At 29.1% G+C, this 1,211-nt stretch carries 2 protein-coding genes; both read right to left on the bottom strand.

The window, feature by feature from the left end; all coding sequences use genetic code 11:
• Positions 1–86: 86 nt before the first annotated feature.
• Complete coding sequence (locus EG849_RS15420; RefSeq protein WP_125014320.1) at positions 87–641, bottom strand: helix-turn-helix domain-containing protein; 555 nt, start codon at positions 639–641, stop codon at positions 87–89.
• An 11-nt stretch (positions 642–652) separates the two neighbouring features.
• A complete protein-coding gene (locus EG849_RS15415) occupies positions 653–997 on the bottom strand; it encodes a type II toxin-antitoxin system HigB family toxin (protein WP_125014318.1) in 345 nt (114 codons plus the stop codon).
• Between the last annotated feature and the right edge of the window lie 214 nt (positions 998–1,211).

Below are 1,211 nucleotides of genomic sequence, written 5' to 3'. Positions count from 1 at the left end.
TGGAATCACAACCGGTTCCGTTCAACCAGGGCTTCATTGTTGGCTTTTCAAGCCCAACGAATCTTAGCTGTTGTGCGAAGCTTTTGTTAGGCAAATTCTATATCTCTTTTGTCTAATTTTAATTTAGGTTTATTTATTTTTAAAATTGACATTTTAATTCTTCCTCTTTCTTTTTGTGGAATAGTTGTAGGGATTAGTTTTTCCAATTTAATTTTGAAAAGTCTATGAATAATTATTAAGTCCTTTAGGGTAAAAGGATTAATTCCATTCATCAGTTCTGATATATAAGTTTTGTTATGACCTAATATAGAGCCTAAATCTTGTTGATTTAAACCTAAATCAGTTAATTTTTCCTTAATAATTTCTTTTCTTTTTAGAATAAAAATTCTTTCCTGTTCTGCTATAAACTCAGCATTATCACTTTCCTTAATTTTTTCATCAGTAATTTCAGATTCAGAACTCCAGTTGCTTTTTTCGTATTCTTTGATTATTTGACGAAGTTTTAATCTTGCTTCTTTATATTCAGGATTATCGACACTTAATAAACGAAGTTTTCTTTCAAGTATAAGTGCTTTTTCGAATTCTAATTCGTCTGAAATAGAACCCTTTTGGATGATTTTTTTATAAGTTTCGATTTTCATAGTAAATTATATTATTTTATCCACTCACGATCTTTTAACCATTTTCGGATAGTGTTTTTATTGTTTTTAAATGTGGTTTCGTATTCATCGTGTGTTCCACACCAAACGATTGTAATGTCGCCATTTTCCTCAAATTCTATTAAAATTAATGTTCTATGCACATTAATATTAAAAAAATAAAAACCATCATTGTGAACACAATCAGCATCCGGTCTGATTTTTATGAGTTCAGTTTGACTCTCGAATTCATTTTTTTCTAAATCGTTTATTAATGAATTAATAGCCGTAACTAATGGTATATTTCCTTTATTCTTATGTTTTATTTTTTCTAGTAATCTCTTGTTTACAATATCCATAAATAAATTTCTTGTACAAAGATATGAAAAAAGTTCTTATAAAATTAGAACTTTTTGTTTTTTTTGTTAATGCAGTTTTTTGGGGTAAAGCTTTGCACAACGTCTGGCCGCTAACCGTCAGTTACGGATCAAAGCGAACTGCGTTTTATGCAACAAAGTGATGGAAAACACTCAAAAACCATCGACCACTTTACTTCATAAAAAAAGAGGACTG

The sequence above is a fragment of the Flavobacterium macacae genome, from assembly GCF_003865365.1.
GTDB lineage: Bacteria > Bacteroidota > Bacteroidia > Flavobacteriales > Flavobacteriaceae > Flavobacterium > Flavobacterium macacae.
The sequence above is the reverse complement of the archived record's forward strand: the minus strand, read 5'-3'. Positions and strand labels throughout refer to the sequence as shown.